We start from the raw sequence: 1,077 nt of genomic DNA on the forward strand, positions 1-1,077 counted from the left end.
AGGTTCTTCGCGGGATCCTGGGAAAGTGGAAGTTGACAGACAGGGTGCTGGTAAACTGGTTGTCGCCAAACACACCACCACCATCACCCTGCTGTCGCCGTGCATCATATTGATATTGCCTCCTTCTGGCCAGGTTATACCGTCATCGCCCAAGCGCTTTCTGCCAACCATCACACCCTGTTTACCCTTGAGCCTCGCGCCGACTTCTTGCCCCGTTGTCGCCGATGCCTGCAACCCACGCCATTGATCCACGACCAACGTATCCGCCGGGTGCGTGAGCGAGACCTATTTGACCGACAAGTCTGGTTACAACTGCCTGTTCGCCGCGTCGACTGTCTGCGCTGTGGTCGCGTCAGTGAACATATCGACTGGCTCCCCTCTGGCTCCCGCCTCACCCGGCGCATGCAGTGCTGGATTGAAGCGCTCGTTCAGTACCTCCCCATCCGCCATGTCAGCCAGCTCACCGGGGTCGGTTGGCACACCATCAAGGAGATCGACAAGCGCCGTTTGCAGACCAGTGTGGGCACCATCGAACTTGGGGAGGTGCGGCGGCTGGTGATGGATGAGTTTGCCCTGCACAAGGGACACCGCTATGCCACCGTGATCATGGATGCCGAGCGAACCCGCGTCCTGTGGGTGGGGCACGGCAACAGCCGGGCCGCTATCCGTCCCTTCTTCGAGCAGCTCGGCGAGCGATGCCAGCAGATTGAGGCGGTGGCGATGGACATGAACACGGCGTTCGACCTGGAGGTGAAGCAACACTGCCCGCAGGCGGAGGTGGTCTACGACCTGTTCCACGTGGTGGCTCGCTATGGCCGAGAGGTGGTGGACCGGGTGCGAGTGGAGCAGGCGAATGCACTGAAAAGCGATAAACCGGCGCGAAAAGTGGTCAAAAGTGCGCGTTGGTTGCTGCTACGTAATCGGGCGAAGCTGAGTGAAAAACAGGATGTGAAGTTGCAGGAGCTGTTGGCGGCGAATCAACCGCTGGCGATGGTGTACGTGCTGAAAGAGGCGTTGAAGGGCATCTGGTATGCGCCGAGCGTGTGGGAAGGATGGCGACGATGGCGGAGCTGGATG

1 protein-coding gene is annotated in these 1,077 nt (G+C 60.1%); it reads left to right on the plus strand.

Annotated features, from left to right (window positions below; all coding sequences use genetic code 11):
* Window positions 1–99 precede the first annotated feature (99 nt).
* Window positions 100–1,077 (plus strand): ISL3-like element ISAeme19 family transposase (locus tag G5358_RS21235; RefSeq protein ID WP_421324896.1); only part of this gene is annotated, 978 nt, incomplete at its 3' end.

Source organism: Aeromonas sp. 604176, assembly GCF_049170755.1.
Classification (GTDB): domain Bacteria; phylum Pseudomonadota; class Gammaproteobacteria; order Enterobacterales; family Aeromonadaceae; genus Aeromonas; species Aeromonas veronii_A.